General features: G+C 45.1%; 12 protein-coding genes. 8 read left to right on the top strand and 4 right to left on the bottom strand.

Annotated elements, in window-relative coordinates; translation table 11 throughout:
* Window positions 1–25: 25 nt before the first annotated feature.
* Window positions 26–1,015 (bottom strand): LacI family DNA-binding transcriptional regulator, encoded by a 990-nt coding sequence (locus SCB77_RS13120; protein WP_320182459.1) that lies wholly within the window; start codon window positions 1,013–1,015, stop codon window positions 26–28.
* 114 nt (window positions 1,016–1,129) lie between these two features.
* Here SCB77_RS13120 and SCB77_RS13125 point away from each other — a divergent pair, with 114 nt between their 5' ends.
* The 5 genes from SCB77_RS13125 to SCB77_RS13145 all read left to right on the top strand — a co-directional run bounded on the left by SCB77_RS13125 (window position 1,130) and on the right by SCB77_RS13145 (window position 5,752).
* Window positions 1,130–2,167, top strand: a complete 1,038-nt coding sequence (locus SCB77_RS13125) for an NAD-dependent epimerase/dehydratase family protein (RefSeq protein ID WP_320182460.1) — start codon at window positions 1,130–1,132, stop codon at window positions 2,165–2,167.
* 365 nt (window positions 2,168–2,532) lie between these two features.
* Window positions 2,533–3,003: an adenylyltransferase/cytidyltransferase family protein gene (locus tag SCB77_RS13130; protein WP_320182461.1), complete on the top strand. Its 471-nt coding sequence runs from the start codon at window positions 2,533–2,535 to the stop codon at window positions 3,001–3,003.
* A 146-nt stretch (window positions 3,004–3,149) separates the two neighbouring features.
* Window positions 3,150–3,581 carry an adenylyltransferase/cytidyltransferase family protein gene (locus SCB77_RS13135; protein WP_320182462.1) on the top strand — a complete coding sequence of 144 codons (432 nt, stop codon included), beginning with the start codon at window positions 3,150–3,152 and terminating at the stop codon, window positions 3,579–3,581.
* A gap of 210 nt (window positions 3,582–3,791) precedes the next feature.
* Window positions 3,792–4,790, top strand: coding sequence for a mannose-1-phosphate guanylyltransferase (locus SCB77_RS13140; RefSeq protein ID WP_320182463.1), 999 nt, complete (start codon window positions 3,792–3,794; stop codon window positions 4,788–4,790).
* A 92-nt stretch (window positions 4,791–4,882) separates the two neighbouring features.
* Window positions 4,883–5,752 (top strand): aldose 1-epimerase family protein, encoded by an 870-nt coding sequence (locus SCB77_RS13145; protein ID WP_320182464.1) that lies wholly within the window; start codon window positions 4,883–4,885, stop codon window positions 5,750–5,752.
* Window positions 5,753–5,789: 37 nt separating this feature from the next.
* Here SCB77_RS13145 and SCB77_RS13150 read toward each other — a convergent pair whose 3' ends face one another.
* Window positions 5,790–6,554, bottom strand: coding sequence for a helix-turn-helix transcriptional regulator (locus tag SCB77_RS13150; RefSeq protein WP_320182465.1), 765 nt, complete (start codon window positions 6,552–6,554; stop codon window positions 5,790–5,792).
* A gap of 601 nt (window positions 6,555–7,155) precedes the next feature.
* Between SCB77_RS13150 and SCB77_RS13155 the strand changes: the two genes are divergently transcribed.
* Both SCB77_RS13155 and SCB77_RS13160 read left to right on the top strand, forming a co-directional pair.
* The gene (locus SCB77_RS13155; protein WP_320182466.1) at window positions 7,156–10,305 is read left to right on the top strand and encodes a SusC/RagA family TonB-linked outer membrane protein; all 3,150 of its coding nucleotides are present in this window, start codon (window positions 7,156–7,158) and stop codon (window positions 10,303–10,305) included.
* Between the two features lie 65 nt (window positions 10,306–10,370).
* Window positions 10,371–11,936 (top strand): SusD/RagB family nutrient-binding outer membrane lipoprotein, encoded by a 1,566-nt coding sequence (locus tag SCB77_RS13160; protein ID WP_320182467.1) that lies wholly within the window; start codon window positions 10,371–10,373, stop codon window positions 11,934–11,936.
* Between the two features lie 452 nt (window positions 11,937–12,388).
* On the opposite strand, the gene SCB77_RS13165 is transcribed toward SCB77_RS13160, so the two are convergent.
* On the bottom strand, window positions 12,389–12,829 hold the full coding sequence (locus SCB77_RS13165; protein WP_320182468.1) for a hypothetical protein: 441 nt from the start codon (window positions 12,827–12,829) through the stop codon (window positions 12,389–12,391).
* 367 nt (window positions 12,830–13,196) lie between these two features.
* Between SCB77_RS13165 and SCB77_RS13170 the strand changes: the two genes are divergently transcribed.
* A complete protein-coding gene (locus tag SCB77_RS13170; RefSeq protein WP_320182469.1) occupies window positions 13,197–14,330 on the top strand; it encodes an Rpn family recombination-promoting nuclease/putative transposase in 1,134 nt (377 codons plus the stop codon).
* A gap of 134 nt (window positions 14,331–14,464) precedes the next feature.
* Here the strand turns inward: SCB77_RS13170 and SCB77_RS13175 are convergent, their stop codons facing one another.
* A complete protein-coding gene (locus SCB77_RS13175) occupies window positions 14,465–16,864 on the bottom strand; it encodes a TonB-dependent receptor (protein WP_320182470.1) in 2,400 nt (799 codons plus the stop codon).

Here is a 16,864-nt window from a genome sequence, read left to right on the forward strand (position 1 = left end):
GATTTTGGGAGAACCTCCAAATATTTTATAAAGAACTTTCGCGGATCTGTATGTTGGATCGGATAATTTTCTCGCTGGGCGCCTTGTCTTTATCGCTGAGTTGCTCGATAAGCATCTGCACGACGGCCTTGGCGATCTTTTCCAGCGGCTGCCGGATGCAGGAGATCTGCGGGCGCATGAGTTCCAGCAGTTCGAGGTCGTCAAAAGCGATGATGCCGAGCTGCTGCTCGCGCTCCAGCTTGCGCATGGCCTTCAATCCGGCTACGCATACATAGTTGGTGCTGAAAAACAGGGCGTCGATCTCTGGGTTTTTCTTCAGCCATTTGCTGATGGCCTTGACGGGATTTTCGTCTTTATCCAGAAAGGAGGTGTAGAGCAGTTGCTCTTTGCTGCCATTTTCGGCGAGCACATCTTGGTAGGCGCGCAGGCGATCTTGCATTTGTGGCTGCTGAGAAGCGATGGTGACCATGCCGATATGCCCATAGCCCTGCTCCAGCAGGTGCTCCACGGCCTCTCGGCTGGCTTCATAGTTGTTGGTGCCCACGTAGTTGGTCGGCAAGCTGGGTATCTTGCGATCAAACAGTACGAGGGGCATCTTGCTTTTCAGCATGCGCTCCACCTCGCTATCCAAGGCGTCGGTGGGCGCCAAGATGATGCCTTCTACCTGCTTGTCCAGCATGGTTTGCACAATCTCTGCAGCCAGCTGATTGTCGCCCATGGTGCTGCTGTACAGTACTTGGTATCCATGTTTGCGCAGGTATTCTTCGATATGCAGCGCGATGGGTCCGAAAAAGGAATCGCCGATGTTTTCCACGATCAGTCCGATGGTGCGCGACTTTCCCGTGGCCAAACTTTTGGCCAAGGCGTTGGGCTTATACCCGATCTCTTCGATATAATCACGGATGCGCTGGGCGGATGCCTTGCTGATACGGCCTTCTTCGGCCTTGCCATTGATTACCAAAGAAACGGTAGATTTTGATACCTTCAGGTGTTTCGCTATTTCACTAATGGACATGCTGCTTTTTTCTTGGCAGCAAAATACGTTTTTTTTGCGAAATGCGGACGGGCTTCGCGGCTCGATTGTTCAAAACCAAAAGGTTAGAAATTTTTTTTATCTTGCATATACGCTATGCAATACAAAAAAATACTTGTGACCGGTGCGGCCGGTTTTATTGGTTTCCATGTCTGTAGGCTGTTGCTGGAGCAGGGGCTGCGGGTTGTGGGGCTGGATAATATCAACGATTATTATGATCCGCAGCTTAAATATGCGCGTCTTCAAGCCTTGGGGCTGGCACAGCGGGATGCGAAACAATGGAATAGCGTAGTGGCGGTAGGCGATGGGGCCTTTCGCTTTATACGCATGAATATTGAAGACCGGGCAGCGCTGCCTGCGTTCTTTGCGGCGGAGAAATGTGATGCGGTGATTCACCTGGCGGCACAGGCGGGGGTGCGGCACAGCCTGAAACACCCGGAGGCTTATGTGGATAGTAACATCGTGGGCTTTCTGAATGTATTGGAATGCTGCCGGCAGCAGGCGGTGCAACACTTGCTGTATGCCTCGAGCTCTTCGGTGTATGGCGAGAATGCCAAGGTGCCTTTTGCGGAGGATGACTGTGTGGACTATCCGGTAAGTATTTATGCGGCGACCAAGAAGGCCAACGAGCTGATGGCACACAGCTACAGCCACCTTTTTCAGCTGCCGACAACGGGCTTACGTTTTTTTACGGTATATGGCCCTTGGGGTCGCCCGGATATGGCGCCTATGCTCTTTGCCTCGGCAATAGCGGAGGGTCGCGAAATACATCTCTTCAACCACGGAGAGATGTCGCGCGATTTTACGTACATCGATGATATCTGCCAAGGGATATACCTGGCGCTTCAGCATCCGCAGCTGGCGGAGAATCCGTATCAGATACTGAATGTGGGAAATGGGAAGCCTGTGCAGCTGGCGGATTTTATTGCCGCCTTGGAAAGCGCCATGGGCAAAACTACCCGTAAAAAGATGCTGCCGATGCAGGTGGGCGAGGTGCCACGCACTTGGGCGGATACGAGCAAGCTGGCTGCCTTGGGCTATGCCAGCAAGACCTTGGTGCCCGTAGGGGTGCAGCGCTTTGTGGATTGGTATAGGGGGTATAATGCCAATGGCGGCGAAGACTGCTCACAGTGAGTTAATCGACTGTAAAATAAATTGTATTATAGGGGATTTTGTTGCTTTTTAGGCCGCCGAGACTTGTGGTGTTGTGGGACAGTAGATTTTCCTGAGGTTTTTTACCTCGTCCAAAATATCTAAAAAGGCCAGTGTTTTGGCTTTGTTTTTGATTGCTAGATGCCGAAAAAGGTTATTTTTATATTAAATAATCTAGGCGATGCCGCTTTTTTAAGAAAAAAAACTAAAAATCCTTATATTAGGGGCATAAAAACATCAACCGTTGAAAACATTAGTGAAGGTTGATAAGCGTAGAGAATCTTCAACTCTTATGAAAATGCTGCTTATAACTTTCGGATATTATTTAAATCTTGATTCAGAAAAACATGAAAATCGGAATTACTTTCTCCGCATTTGATCTCCTACACGCGGGGCATATCAAAATGCTTGAAGATGCTAAGGAACAGTGTGATTTCTTAATCTGCGGCCTGCAGACAGACCCTACCTTGGATCGACCAGAGAAAAACAAACCTACACAGACCGTGGTGGAACGCTATATACAACTGAAAGGCTGTAAGCATGTGGATCAGATTGTTCCCTATGCGACGGAACAGGATTTGGAAGATATCTTGCGCTCTTTTAATGTGCAGGTTCGTATCTTGGGCGATGAATACAAAGAGAAGAACTTTACAGGTCGCCAATATTGCGAAGAAAAGGGAATAGAGCTGTATTTCAACAGCCGCGACCACCGTTTTTCGAGCTCGGGACTGCGCCGCACGGTGGCGGAAAAAGAACGCGAGAAAAACGGCAATGTGGTGGCTATTGCCGAAGGAACTAAAAAGAAGGCTAGGGGATAGGTTGCGAATCGCCTGCTGCGAAAAGCGACGTATTCTTTAGTAGTATAGTAGCGTTTGTTTAGCGGAGGAAGCCGTAGCGCATTTCTTGCGAGCGGTTTTTGACCTTCTCGCTGAATGGACCTTTAAATGAGATTAACAAAAAAACTATGAGAATAGGAATTACATTTGGCGTTTTTGACCTGCTGCATGCGGGACATATCATGATGCTGGAAGAAGCCAAAAGAAACTGCGACTATTTGATCGTTGGACTGAATACTGACCCATCGGAGGTTGACCCGACAAAAAATAAACCCACACAAACGGTGGTGGAACGCTATATTCAACTGGAAGGTTGTCATTATGTGGATGAGATTATCCCCTATGAAACGGAGCAGGATCTAGCGGATATGTTGCAGGCGCTGCATGTGCAGGTGCGCTTTATTGGCGAGGAATATCGCGATAAGGATTTCACTGGCCGCAAGTACTGTGTGGAAGAGGGTATTGAAATCCACTACAACAAACGCACACACCGGTTTTCTAGCCATGGCTTACGTAAAGTGGTGGCCGACAAGGAAGCGGAAAAGGTGTTGAAGGGGTAGTGGAGTAGTGACAAGGTGATGTGGTGATGGAGTGACAAGGTGATGTGGTGATGGAGTGACAAGGTGATGTGGTGATGAAGGGACAAGGTGATGGAGTGACGAGGTGATGAAGGGACAAGGTGACGAGGTGATAAAGTGACAACATGATGTGGTGGTTGGTTGATGTCGTGGCGATATCAGCTGGTTGGCTGCAGGTATATATAAATAAAAATGAGCAATACAGTACACGTAATATTATCGGGCGGCGTTGGGAGCCGGCTATGGCCTTTATCCCGGAAGAGCAACCCGAAGCAGTACCTGAATCTATTTAAGGAGGGATCTTTATTTGGGATGACGGTGCTTCGTAACCGCAGTTTATGCAACAAGGTGATGGTGGTTGGCAACTGCGACAATTACCAATTGAGTAAAGAAGTGCTGAATAGCCAAGGGGTGGAGTATGTGGATATCGTGGAAGCGACACCACGAAACACGGCAGCAGCTATAGCCTTTGCGGCCTTTGCGGCAGCACCGGACGATATTTTGGTGGTGACGCCATCGGACCACGTGATTGTGGGGGAAGATGATTATAATTCGGCCATACAAACGGGAATCGAGAAGGCGAAAGAAGGCTATATCATCACCTTTGGGATAAAGCCCACACGTCCGGAAACGGGCTACGGCTACATTGAATATGAAGGCGATAAGGTGCTTTCTTTCCGCGAGAAGCCAAACCACGATACGGCGGAGGACTTTATCGAGCGGGGTAACTTTCTGTGGAACTCGGGGATGTTCTGTTTCCGTGCGGATACTTTTTTGACGGAACTGCAGCAGTTTGAGCCGAAGGTGTATGCCACGGCATTGGCGGCTTGGCAACACCAGAAAGATGGTCGCCTAGACGAGAGCCTGTCTAAGAAAATTCCTTCTATCAGCGTGGATTACGCCGTGATGGAGCGCTCGAAGAAGATCCGTGTGGTGGCCACGCAGTTTCAGTGGTCTGACCTAGGGTCTTTCGAATCGTTGTATGACTACCTGCGCTCGACGGGCTATACGGTAGATGAAAACGGAAATATGATCATCGGATCGGATATTTATACGGCTTTTGTAGGACTGAAAAATACGATTGTTGTGTATACCGATGATGCTTTGCTGTTTGTACAGAAGGAAAAGTCGCAAGATGTGAAAAAGGTGTACAATACCCTAGAGAAGCATCAGTCGAAGTTGATTGACTAGTAGTCAATATAGGGACAGGGTGATGAGCTGACCTGTTTTACGGCTCGTCAGTTGATCACCCTGTTTAGTATCGCCAAAGGCAGTAAAAAACGATGTATAGCTTAGATAACGACCACCTGCATATAGACATTGCCCCGGAAGGAGCGGAACTGCGATCGCTGTTGTCGAAGGCGGATGGACGTGAATATATGTGGCAGCGCGATGCGGCCTATTGGCCGAAATCTTCGCCCCTGCTGTTTCCCATTGTGGGCGAGCTAAAAAATGGACAATACCTGTTCGAAGGACAATGGTATAAGCTGCCCAAGCATGGCTTTGCGCGGGATCGTACTTTTGCTGTGTTGGAGCAGAAACCGCAGGAGATTACCTTTGTGCTCGAAGCTGATGCGGAGTCAAAGGCGATGTATCCCTTTGATTTTCGCTTGCTGCTGCGCTATGTGCTGCAGGGGCATACGCTTTCGTGCAGCTATGAGTTGCAGAACAAGGGGGATGATCCGTTGTACTTTTCGTTGGGAGGCCACCCGGCATTTCAACTAAACCTTTCAAACGGAAAGCATTTCGCTGACTATTACCTGGTTTTTGGGAAAGACCATGCGCTGACGCGCTACTTTCTAAAAAAAGGCTTGTTGGATACGCAAGCCGAATGGCAGCCGTTGGAGGGGATACGCCTGCCCTTGCGGGCTAATATGTTTGACAAAGATGCTTGGGTGTTGAAGGACTTGCGTTCCAGCAATGTGCTGCTGCAGAATAGGCAAGGCGACTACAGGCTTGACTTTCAGTTTTCCGGCTTTCCGTATTTTGGATTGTGGGCGCCTAGCGGTGCACCATTTATCTGCTTGGAACCTTGGTGTGGCGTGAACGACACGCAACAACATGCGGGCGACTTGCGGCAGAAGGAGGGAATTGTGGAGCTGGAAGGCAACGGGCGCTGGCGACGAACCTGGTCGGTTACCGTGGGGCTCTAAAAGAGCTGCGGTAAGCTATTTGTTGTAAACGATTCCGTTAAAGCAAACCTAATTCATAACATTTTTTGACAAGATTTCCGCTTTTGGAGCTGTTGGTTTTCTTGAGCAGGTTCTTGCGATGCACGCGGACGGTGAGCTCGGAAATAAATAGGCGCTGACCAATTTGCTTGCTGGAGTAGCCTTGTGCCAGCAGGCCTAAGACTTCCATTTCTCGCCTTGATAGCAAGGGCATAGGTGCTTTGTGTTTTTCCGAGAGATCGATCTGCCAATAATCATTGCGCCCTTCTATACCACTAATCAAAACAATTTTATTGTTGACGGCCGTGATGTGCTGTATGTCTGTGTGGATGTTGAGGCTAAAGCTGACGCGGCCTTCCTCGTCTTTGGAGAGATGCAGGGCTTGATGATGAAAAAGATGGTAGCTGCCGTCGTGCACCTGCATGCGAAAGCAGTAGGCGCATTTGAGCTGCAGGCTATGCTCGAAGCCTAAGCTGCGGATTTTTTCTAAACCTGCTTTTTCGGCGGCCAAAACAAAGCCGAGGTCGTCGGGATGAATTAGGGAGGTGATATCAGCAAGCTGCGTTGGGAGGCTTTGGAGAGGATGGAGTGTACGTGCTGCCGGATCGACAAAATGAAGGCTGTAGTCGGCGAGTTGGATAACGTAGGAATAGAATGAGCCGGTGGCCACGACTTCACTAATGTAGTGGCCGATATGGAAATCTGCCGGAAAATAGGGTTGGCTGGAAATAACCTCCGGATACGTATTCCATAAATCAGCAAGCAAATGATCTTTTTTGCCCATGGTTATCGTGCTGGTTCCAACACCCATTGGATTTGACCAAGGTGTTGCAGTTAATAATTAATTCGTTAGGTAAATCTAAATAAAAATCGCATGAATTTCTATGGGTTGTGATAAAAATTATTTTATTCATATACTGTTAATGGTTTGATTAAAAGGTGCGTGCTGCTGTGTGTTTATGGTTTTTGTTGATTTTTGGATGCGAATTATATGTTGGTTTTTTAGACAATGCTTGCTGCATTGGGCTAATGCTTATTTGATGGGCTTGTTTTTGGGGAACGCCCATCATGGGCAAGAATCTGTTTTTACGGGATGGACATGCCCGCTAAATGTGATCTCGATGAAAATGGCGTTTGTTTTTGTTTTTCAAAAAGTGCTTCAGGAACTTTGTTGTCATATTTACAACGTTTTAGCCTACTTGCTAAAAGGTTTTAAATTTGTAACAAATTTTTTATTAAACTATTTTTCTTATAAAAATTATTCCGTTACTTAGCGCAGTATTAAAAAAGCAACCGATTGCATTCTTTAGCGATGACAATTTATGCAACCCGTTGCAAACAAACACATAAACACGTATTATTCTAAATTTTTACAAACACACACTATGTGGAAAGCTGACAAACTTAAATTGAAAGCGAGCAGAGCTTGGGTTATTCCTTTGGCTTTGGTTGCGGCAAGTTATGGTCAAGTACACGCAAATTCGGCATTATATCGCGAAGCGGATGCCACTGTACAAAACCAACAAACTATCCGGGGAATAATTATTGATGCAACAACAAAGCAACCGGTTGTTGGTGTGACGGTAGGGGTGAAAGGAACGAGTGGCGGCACACAAACGGATGCAGAAGGACGTTTCTCGCTACAGGCGAGCAAGGGCCAAGTGCTGGTGGTAAGCTTCATCGGCTACCAAGGGCAAGAAATTACCGTAGGCGACAACACGACATTAACCATCTCCTTGGTGAACGCAGAAAACCAATTGGAAGATGTAGTGGTAACGGCGCTCGGTATTATGCGTGAGAAAAAATCATTGGGTTACTCTACAACTACGGTTAAAGGTGACGAGTTTACGCAATCACGTGATGCAAACTTGGGAAATGCACTAACGGGTAAGGTTGCCGGGGTGAGCGTGGCAGGTAACGCAACAGGTATGGGCGGTAGTAGCCGGGTGATTATCCGCGGTGCTGCATCCATGACAGGTAATAATCAACCCCTTTATGTGGTTGACGGGATTCCATTGAACAACCAAAACCAAGGTTCTGCTGGTCAGTGGGGTGGGATGGACATGGGGGATGGTATGAATGCCATCAATGCCGATGATATCGAGAGTATCCAAGTATTGAAAGGTGCTGCTGCATCGGCACTATACGGTTTCCGTGGCGGTAACGGGGTCATCATGATCACAACAAAATCTGGAAAAGGACAACAAGGTTTAGGTATTGAGGTGAACAACAACTTTACCGTAAACAGTATCTACGATTACCGAGATTTCCAGACAACTTACGGGCAAGGCCTACAGGGGGTTAAGCCTGGAAGTAGTGAGGCTGCCTTTGATACATACAACCAAAGCTGGGGTGCTGTCTTGGACGGTAGCAACGCGGTAAACCGCTTGGATAAAAGCTATGCATATTCAAACGTAGACAATTGGAAGAACTTCTACCGCAGTGGATTGACCAACCAGACTTCTGTTGCTGTAAGCGGAAGCGATGAGAAGTCGACCTTTCGATTGGGTTTAAATAACATCCACGAAACACCGATTCTTCCTAATTCGAGTTCGAACCAACGCGGAGCAAACTTAAATACGACGTATAAAATTACGCCAAAGGTGACCTTGGGCATGAACTTGAACTATATGTTCGAGTTTGTGAAGAATAGACCCAATCTATCGGATGGTAATGGAAATACGAACGCAACGCTTTTATATCTAGCAAATGGTTATGATGTGACTTGGTTGGACGCTGCGGTTGATGCTGCAGGCAAGGAACTACAGCCCGGGAATAATGTATACTTTAATAACCCGTACTTCTTACAATATAATAAGTCCAATAACTCGACAAGGAAAAGATTAACGGGTGGATTTAATCTACGTTATGATATCACAGATTGGTTATATGTGCAGGGAGCGGCGACACGCGACGGATTTAACTTGGCCTTCAAGCAGATCCAGCCTAAAGGTGCTGCAGCTGATCCAAATGGCTTCATCAATGAGTATAACAAGGAATTTGAAGAGACCAACTTTAACTATTTGATCGGTGCCAAAAAGAATGTAGGTGATTTCTCTATTTCGGCAACAGTCGGTGGAAATGCACTGAAATCCAAAAATGAGACTTGGGGCACAGATGGGGGGATTCGTCCGTTCATCGTTGACGGCGTATATAATACGGGAAACGTCGCTGCAGGAACACGTACATTTAAGAAAGTATTTCAAGAGTTCGCGGTAAATTCTGTTTACGGGACTGCCGATTTTGGTTTCCGTGATTTTTTATTCTTGAACTTGTCAGCACGTAATGACTGGTATTCTACGCTTGATCCTGCTAACAACGGCTATGTATATCCGGCAGCGAGTTTGAGTTATGTATTTAGCGATCATTTAAGCCTACCTGAATGGATCAATATGGGTAAGTTTCGTTTATCGCGTGCAGCAGCGTCCAATGGAACAGACCCTTACCAACGCTTGTTGACTTATCGAACCTTATCCTATGAGATATTGGAGCGTCCGGTAGGTACCATAAACAACGAAACCATTCCTAACAGAGATCTGAAGCCTGTGCGCATTTCAGAATGGGAAGCTGGTTTGAACATGGAATTCTTCAACAACCGCTTCGGGTTGGATTTGGCTGTATACAAAAAGAATACAACAGACGACATCGTCCGTGTAACGACGAGCTCGGCTTCTGGCTATTCGACGGCAATAAAAAATATTGGTGAACTACAGAATAGAGGTATTGAGGCGTTGGTGTATGGTGATATCATCCGTAAAGAAAACTTTAAATGGCGCGGCTCTGTGAATTTTGGATTTAATGACAGTGAAGTCCAAAATTTGGGCGGTCAGACAAATCTGATTGTAGAAGGTGGACAGTCTAATGGCGGAAATGCATCAATCCAACAGATTGTAGGCCTCAACTACGGACAAATTGTTGGCTATAAATACAAGACGGATGCAAGCGGAAATCGTATATTCGATGCCAATGGCTTACCTGTTCGTTCGGATAAGGTAGAGATTCTCGGCAATGGCGTCTATCGTTTTACTGGTGGTTTACGTAACGATTTCAGTTATAAAAATTTCAGCTTAGGCGCATTGTTGGATGTTAAATTAGGCGCGAAGATCTATTCGGGAACAAACTATAACTTGTATGGGACAGGATTGCATAAAGCTACCTTGGAAGGTCGTGAGGGAGGTATTGTTGGTCAAGGTGTAACAGCTACGGGTGAAGTTAATACGAAGTCGATCGATGCACAAACTTACTGGAAGCACGTCGTTAACCAAAATATTACGGAAGAATTTGTGTATGATGCGGGCTTTGTTAAACTGCGTGAAATTTCTTTTGGATATACACTGCCGACAGCAATGCTTTCAAAAACACCGTTTAGAGCAGCATCTTTCTCATTAGTTGGACGTAACTTGTGGACTATTCACAAAAGTACGCCAAATATTGATCCAGAATCGGCCTACAGTAACGGCAATGCACAAGGTTTAGAATTGAATGGTAATCCCTATACAAGAAATGTGGGTTTTAACCTTAATTTGAAGTTTTAGAAAGGAGTGTTTATTAGTGGGGAGCAGATATTGTGCCGCATTATAAACAAACAAAATTTAAAAAAATGAAAAGGAAATTATTATATATCCTCGCTGCTTGTGGCTTTAGCTTTACCGCTTGTAGCGATTTTGGTGATCTAAATGTCGATCCCGAAGTAATCGATGCCGAACGGATGGATTTTAAGCTGATGTTTACGAATGTACAACAGTATGCTTACGGAACGGAATATGAGGCTTGGCGTAATGGCTTGATTTATATCAGCACGATGATTCAGCACACATCTTCTGTAGAAAGTTATTGGAACGGTGATAAATATTTATATAACCCAGATTACAATGCTGCTTTTTGGGATCGCATGTATCCAAATGGTATCCGGGACGCAGTTGACTTGTTGGAAAATTGGAAAGATGATCCAGCTTATGCTACGGAATATCAGATGGCGCGCATCTTGAAAGTATTTCTGTTTCACCGTATGACTGATTTATACGGAGATGTGCCATATTCCGAGGCGGGAAAAGGGTTTCATGAGTTGAACGGTTATCCAAAGTATGACAGTCAGCAAGTGATCTATATGGATATGCTTAAAGAACTACAGGAAGCTGCAGTGAATCTAGACAAAAAGTCTTCTACGATTGGGGATGCTGATATTATCTACAAAGGAGATGTCGTACTTTGGCAAAAATTTGCCTATTCGTTGATGTTGCGTTTAGGGATGCGCCTATCGAAGGTTGACCAAGCAGCTGCTCGCACTTGGGTAAATACTGCGGTAGCGGGAGGTCTTTTTGAAAGTAATGCTGAAAGTGCTTTGATTAAACATACAGGGGGAGTAACAGCGAACAATAGCGCTGAACCTTTTGGGAAAGTTTATGTACATGAAGACCCTAACGCTTATCGGATGAGCGAATCTTTTATTAACCTCTTAAAAAACACAAAAGATCCTCGTTTGTCATTTTTAGCAACGGTGGTAGAAAATCCTCGTATAAAGGTTGATGAAGCCGCATTTTCTAGAGGTGATACCACGGCTAGTAAACAAATTGGTATGCCAAATGGTTACGATCAACTGGAGGGTGCTACAGATATTGACAGATATCCTCTTTATCCGGGTTCCATGAATAGTTACTCGGTAGCCAATCGTTATACTTACGCTAAGCTAAATGCGCCAACGTTTTTGGTAACGTATGCGGAAAATCAGCTGTTGCTTGCGGAAGCTGCACAACGTGGTTGGATTGCAACCGGAACGGCAAAGTCTTACTACGATGCCGGTGTTACTGCGGCAATGAAACAATTCACACAGTTTGATATAGCTGGTATTAGTGATGCAGCTATTCAAGCTTACTTGGTTGCCAATCCTTTTAACGAGGCAACTGCTTTGCAGCAAATCAATACGCAGTATTATATCAATACGTTCTCTGATGAGTACGAATCGTTTGCAAACTGGAGACGTTCCGGATTTCCCGTACTTACACCGGTAAATTATATTGGTAATGTGACTAATGGAACTATACCGAGACGTTTTACATATCCGGTATCGGAGTCTACGGTAAACACGGCCAATTATCAAGAAGCGGTAGGTCGGTTGAATAACGGCGACGTTATGACTTCCCGTGTATGGTGGGATGTTGCTAACTAAAGCACGATGAACACGAAAGGATGACGTACTTTTGTCGTCCTCTTATGCTGAAAAGCGGATTTCCCGAAAGGGAGATCCGCTTTTTGTTTAGGGGTATGCGTATGCAAAAGGGGAGCGATTTACTTTATTTCCCAGCCGTTGCTGTAGAAACCCCAGAGGAATTCGTCGGTGTAAATGGCTTCCCTTCCATAGTTGTAAGGAACTTCTAGATAGAGGCCTTCTTGGAAATGATAGCTCTCCTAAGCAGATAAGAAGGTAGGTGTCGCGTAGGCGTAAAGAAGCAAAAGAATGCGAAGGAATGGTTTCATCGTGGATTTAAGATTTCGTGCAGCATAAATATGGGTGAAATTTAAAGAAAAGCAGCAACCTCGGTTAGGAGATTGCTGCTGAAAACAAGACACCTTATTTAATGTCTCGATCTACGAAGTTTTTTTTTGAGACTTATGGACTCGCTACCGGCCGTTCGGAACCAAATAAATATGCTGATTTCTTGTGTTTGAAAATATTAGATGTGCACCTACGACAAAAACCGTGGTACAGACAATTAAAGGCATTGGGTTATAAATCAAGGTGTAGTACCATGTTTCAGCTGTTGTAAAGGTGCTCCAACTTGCGACCCTATCTTCAAATTCGACATAATTGGCAAATATCCAGTAGCCGACAAGAGCAATGGACAATATAAGCAATTGCTTACTGTCGGCAGCCTGCATGCTGTGTAGTATGTAGCTGAGGATACTAAGTATGATTGCCGGGATAATACAACTGACCTCGATATAGGATAAAGGTGAAGTACTCATATTAGCGGAGGATATGCCATCGGGAGAAAACCAAAGAATTTGTATAGCGGTCGTTAAAACGATCAAGAGGTTGATATATATAATTCGCTTCAGCATAGTGTGCAGTAGGTTGTTATAACGAAACGGATGACCTTGCGATCCTCAGTATCGTATCATGTTTAATTTTTCAAAAGCAGCATACTAAAAGTCGGCATTTTTTCTGATAAATCCGCCGTTTTTTGAAAGTTTTTACCGGATTTATCAACCTATTTCATCCTTTGTAGCGGGAAAGCGACCCCTTCATATATGATAGGAAATAGACTTTTGAAACATGCTGCATTTTTCTGCTGTTAAAAGTTGTTAGCGCTAAGGCATAGCTTTATTTGCTGAAGTTAATTCAAAGTTAATTAAATAGCTATTATAGTTGGTTGATGTGGCTATTAATGGCTATTTTTGCTTTACAAACCATTTATAAATAAGTCTTATGAAAACACATGCTTACATGGATTTGACGACAGATTATGCTTTTAAGCGGGTTTTTGCGTCAGAAAATAACAAGGATTTATTAATCAGTCTCATCAATGCCGTGCTGGGAGGCCGGCGAAATGTGGTGGATCTTTCCTATGAGCGAAATGAGCATGTTGGGGAAGTCACTGCGATCGGTACGATTATTTTGGATCTATGTTGTACGGCGGATGATGGTACCAAATTTATTATTGAAGTGCAGCGAAGTCCGCAATTAAATTTCAAACGACGGATGCTGTACTATGGCAGTAAACTTATTGTTGACCAAGCGCCAACAGGAGATAGGAAATCATGGAATTATGATGTTAGCGCCGTCTACGTTATCGCCTTAATGGAAGGTTTTGTTTTTACAGATGACCCGGATTCGAAAGATGTTCGGAGTGCTATCTATTTGTGTAACAGTGATACAGGTTCGGTTTTTTATGAGGATCTATGTTTTATTTATATACAATTGTTTAACTTTACAAAAGCAGATGATGCTTTGAAAAGCGATTTGGATACCTGGCTTTACCTATTGAAAAATATGCCGCGTATGACCGGTTATCCACCTCAATTACTGGAACAACCTTTGTTTGAGAAGTTATTTAACGTAGCGCAATATAGTAAATTAGACAAGGAGGAACGTATGATGTACGATGTTAGTTTAAAGCGAAAATGGGATCAGGAAGCTGTTCGGCAATTGCAGGAACGACAGTTGGAGACGGCGATTAAGCAGAGCCTTGATGAAGGGATAAAGAAAGGCTTGGAAACCGGCGTCAAACGAGGGATTAAAGAAGGCGTTGAAAAGGGAATGAAGGCAGGCGTTGAGAAAGGAATGAAGGCAGGCGTTGAGAAAGGAATGAAGGCAGGTGTTGAGAAAGGAATGAAGGCAGGTGTTGAAAAAGGAATGAAGGCAGGTGTTGAAAAGGGAATAGAAAAGGGGAAGGCGCTAGGTATTGAGGAAGGAATTGCGCATCGAAATGCTTCGATAGTCAGGAAATTAATTAGCCATGGAGATTGGTCGGATGAATACATTGCAGATCTTGCAGAGGTGTCGATCAATTATGTGCACTGCGTACGAAAAGAAATCGCGGATGAAGAGGGCAGGTCGTAACAACACATACAAGGTACAACCTACACGAATAGGAATAAGGTCTGAAGGAGCAATCCTTCAGACCTTATTATTTTAATATTCGCTCGATGGTTCCACTAGTGTTAGTCGAGCACCAAGGATTAGGACTATGAGTATTAAAAGTTGTAGGCTACACTACCCAAAATATTACGTGGTGTTTGTGGATTAACCGTTGACCATCCTCTGTAATAGCGTTTATTCGTCAGGTTATTGCCCTTTACAGCAAAATCGAATCGATGGTAGCTATACGAGACACTTGCATTTAAAAGGGTGTAAGCCGGAACGGTAAATGTGCCTGTAGTACGGGTATTGGTAATGAGGTTTTCACTTGCATAATTTACGCCGATGCCAAATCCAAGCCCCTGTAACATTTGCTGTTGCAGGCGATAGTTTATCCAGGTATTGAACAGGTGTTTTGGCCCTGCTTCTGTTGGGCGTAGATTATTGACATCTTCGGAGGCCTTGATGGTCTTGCTACTGTTTCGGCTGTAGCTCATAATCAGGTTAAGGCCATTTATCGGCGCTGCGGTCAAGTCAAATTCGACCCCTCGACTTAAGCGAGATCCATTCTGTACGGTAATATTATATACCTGTCCGTCTCGCTCTATACTTTCGCCACGTGTCATGTTACTGACCTCAATATTGTAGAAGCTCGCCGTCAAGCCCAGACGGTTGTGCAGCATATTAAGTTTCACACCTGCTTCCCATTGATTGGCCTGTTGTGGTTTGAAATCGCCTGAAATATCGGGTAGTGGTTGCACCACAGGCGCCACATTCTTAAAGCCATTTTGGTAGTTTGCGAAAAGAGAAACCTGATCTTTTATTGGCTGGTATACTAGACCCACGCGAGGCGAGAAAGCCAATTGGTTGAATGTGCCGGTGGTCGTGTCACGATCAAAGTTGTAGGTTCCTTTATTGTCAAAGTAATCCATGCGTAAACCCAACATCAAATGAAGCTTCGGCGTGATGTCAAGCACATTGGATATGTAGGCTCCGTATGCCTGTGTAAGGCTCCGATTATTGGTCTCAGGATTGCTTGATCGGCCGACGATGTTGTCTATACTGTCTCTGTTGAATTTGTAGTAATCTGGATCATCATAAGAAGTATTGATCTGGTCAATCTGTACATATGGCGAGTTATGGGTTTCTGCTCTTTGGGAAAGGAAGTCTACACCTAATAGTAGGCGATTGCGCATTTGCCCGATATGAAAGTCCCCAACGAAGTTTTGCTGTGCGTTAACAGTTTGCGCAACATAGTCTTGCTTACCCGCCATCCGATTGATGAGGGTGTCACTTGCCCCCAAGTACATCACGTATTGGAAATAGCCATCCGCCTTACGGTTATTGTATACCAAAGTACTATTTGAGGTCCATTTGTCATTGATCCGGTAGCTCACATTTCCACGAAGATTCGTGCTTGGATTGCGGAAATTAACATCGTTGCTGGTGTACGATTTGTTGAAGTCAAACTGTAGTTCTTCTGGGTTGCGTGCTTGTAACTGCCGCGCTCGGTTTAAGAAGACCATCAGCGGATTGGTACCCTCGCTGCGGTATATTTCAGCATCTAATTGGATATTCAACTTTTCGTTGGGCTTATATAGTAAGGATGGTGCAATAAAAAACGACTGCTTAAAGCCGGCATCTTGGAAGGTGCCGTTGTGCGTAAGCGCGGTATTGACACGCCCCAGCAGCTTCTTGTTGGCGCTTAATGGGCCGTAAACATCGGCGGTAACGCGGTGTTCATCAAAACTGCCACCGATATAATTGACGCGACCTCCAAGTGTATCAAGAGGTTTCTTGGTGATATTATTGATTAACCCACCAAAGCCGATGGCCGCGCCACCATAAAGCGAACCCGACGGCCCTTTGATCACCTCGATTGTTTCGAGGTTGGCTGGATCGGGGCTAGTACTTGCAATACTAACCACGCCGTTGACCATAGCGGCTTGTGTGGAAAATCCGCGTAGGGTGTAATAGGAAACCCCGTCGCCGGGGCGGCCAGTGGAGGACCATAGTTTATCGATACCAGAGACATTCGATAAGGCATCGTCGAAATTGGTGTTGACTTGGCTTTGTAGCAATTCTTTGGTGATGACAGCATAAGATTGTGGATTTTCTAGATTCTTTAGCGGCATTTTTGCAACATAAGGACTACTCTTTCGGGTGTACTTGTTGGCAACACCACTAACAATGATTTCTTCCAATGCAGCTCGATTTTCGGATAGGTAGATTGTTGGAATATCCAATCGGCCGCCTTCGGCATGGATTTCCCGGTTCTGCGCTTGCAGACCAACCGAAGTGATGGACAGCGTTAGCTGGCCCGATGTGGCCTGCTTAAAACTATAGTTTCCTTTTGAATTGGTAAAGACCGTGATATTTTGCGGCAGTAGTTTAACAGTAATGCCTTCGGCAGGCTGACCATCGGAAGATAGGATTTTTCCGTAAATATCTGTCGTCTCTTGTGCGAGTAGTATCGCCGGGAGTGCAAGGTAGATAACAAGTAATAGAACTCTCAT

Origin of the sequence: Sphingobacterium bambusae, from assembly GCF_033955345.1 — a bacterium.
GTDB classification, from domain to species: domain Bacteria; phylum Bacteroidota; class Bacteroidia; order Sphingobacteriales; family Sphingobacteriaceae; genus Sphingobacterium; species Sphingobacterium bambusae.

Coding starts and splice junctions, on each gene's coding strand:
- SCB77_RS13155 (WP_320182466.1), top strand. CDS start 7,156: ATGTGGAAAGCTGACAAACTTAAATTGAAAGCGAGCAGAGCTTGGGTT.
- SCB77_RS13160 (WP_320182467.1), top strand. CDS start 10,371: ATGAAAAGGAAATTATTATATATCCTCGCTGCTTGTGGCTTTAGCTTT.
- SCB77_RS13150 (WP_320182465.1), bottom strand. CDS start 6,554: ATGGGCAAAAAAGATCATTTGCTTGCTGATTTATGGAATACGTATCCG.
- SCB77_RS13125 (WP_320182460.1), top strand. CDS start 1,130: ATGCAATACAAAAAAATACTTGTGACCGGTGCGGCCGGTTTTATTGGT.
- SCB77_RS13140 (WP_320182463.1), top strand. CDS start 3,792: ATGAGCAATACAGTACACGTAATATTATCGGGCGGCGTTGGGAGCCGG.
- SCB77_RS13130 (WP_320182461.1), top strand. CDS start 2,533: ATGAAAATCGGAATTACTTTCTCCGCATTTGATCTCCTACACGCGGGG.
- SCB77_RS13170 (WP_320182469.1), top strand. CDS start 13,197: ATGAAAACACATGCTTACATGGATTTGACGACAGATTATGCTTTTAAG.
- SCB77_RS13145 (WP_320182464.1), top strand. CDS start 4,883: ATGTATAGCTTAGATAACGACCACCTGCATATAGACATTGCCCCGGAA.
- SCB77_RS13120 (WP_320182459.1), bottom strand. CDS start 1,015: ATGTCCATTAGTGAAATAGCGAAACACCTGAAGGTATCAAAATCTACC.
- SCB77_RS13175 (WP_320182470.1), bottom strand. CDS start 16,864: ATGAGAGTTCTATTACTTGTTATCTACCTTGCACTCCCGGCGATACTA.
- SCB77_RS13135 (WP_320182462.1), top strand. CDS start 3,150: ATGAGAATAGGAATTACATTTGGCGTTTTTGACCTGCTGCATGCGGGA.
- SCB77_RS13165 (WP_320182468.1), bottom strand. CDS start 12,829: ATGCTGAAGCGAATTATATATATCAACCTCTTGATCGTTTTAACGACC.